This window comes from Nocardia vermiculata NBRC 100427, from assembly GCF_001613265.1.
GTDB lineage: Bacteria > Actinomycetota > Actinomycetes > Mycobacteriales > Mycobacteriaceae > Nocardia > Nocardia vermiculata.
Genome location: NZ_BDCA01000077.1, coordinates 1 through 993 on the forward strand (window position 1 = coordinate 1; position 993 = coordinate 993).

The 993-nt window shown below is 68.2% G+C and carries 2 pseudogenes; one reads left to right on the plus strand and one right to left on the minus strand.

Annotation, left to right across the window (positions count from 1 at the left end):
- A pseudogene (locus NV2_RS30530) lies at positions 1-459 on the minus strand (hypothetical protein); the annotation flags it as partial.
- Positions 460-662: 203 nt separating this feature from the next.
- Here NV2_RS30530 and NV2_RS30535 point away from each other — a divergent pair.
- Positions 663-993, plus strand: a pseudogene (locus NV2_RS30535) (esterase family protein); the annotation flags it as partial.

Sequence of the window (993 nt, forward strand, 5' to 3'; positions counted from 1 at the left end):
GAGCCAATTCCCGTCCGCGCCGCCGTCGACCCCGTTCAGCAGGTACAGGGTGGGAGCCGGGCGTGAACGGTCCGGTGCCGGAAGCACGTCCACCCGCACCGGGATATCCATGGCCGTCGAGTGCACGGTCATCGCGAGCGCGCGGGAGGAGCCGGGCCGCACTGATTCGAGCGCGGACCCGTCGGATGCGGGCTGCGCGGCTGTCGACACCTCCGGTGCCGAAACCGGCACGGGTACAGCAGCATTCACCGATACGGCCGTCGGGCCTGCGGGTACCGGATGTGCAGCAGGGGGCGATGCATCCGTCGCCGGAACTGCAGTCTCGGTGGCGAGCTGCGCCGTACCAGGCGTTGCCGGGGGTTCGTGGGCGGTGGCCGTCGCGGCGGTGAGTGCCAGGCAGAGCGCGGCGGCCGCCTGGGTCACGGCCGGGGAGACCAAATGCGAGACACCGGTTTTCACACGCCAACCTCGATAGGAACGACATATCGGCGCCGACGTTAGGCCGGTCACCACGTGTGCGGCAACGGCTCTCGTATGCCTTTGGCATCGATGCCAGTTTCGGCTCCGATGCGCTGGTATCCGCCACAAACTTCCCCGATATCGATGGAGCCGGCGCCGGGCCGGCCGTTGACTGGGGACACTATCGAGATCGGAGTGCGAGGATGGAAAGCCATCCGGGGAAGATGCGAATGTCACGGGCCGTGGCCCTGCTGTCGGCGCTCACGGTTGTCGCGGCGTTGATCACCTGGTCCGGCGGCCGGGCCACCGCTGAGCCGTCCGGCGACCCGATGGACGTGCGTGCGCCGAATGGTTCGCACATTCACGATATTCGGCCACGCGACGACCGGATCCTCGACCTCGGTGTGTATTCGGCGGCGATGCGGAAAGTCGTACACGTGCAGGTGCTGCGCGCCGCCGACCCGGATCGGCCCGCGCCGACGCTGTATCTGCTCAACGGCGCCAATGGTGGCATCGGTGACGGTAGCTGGACCG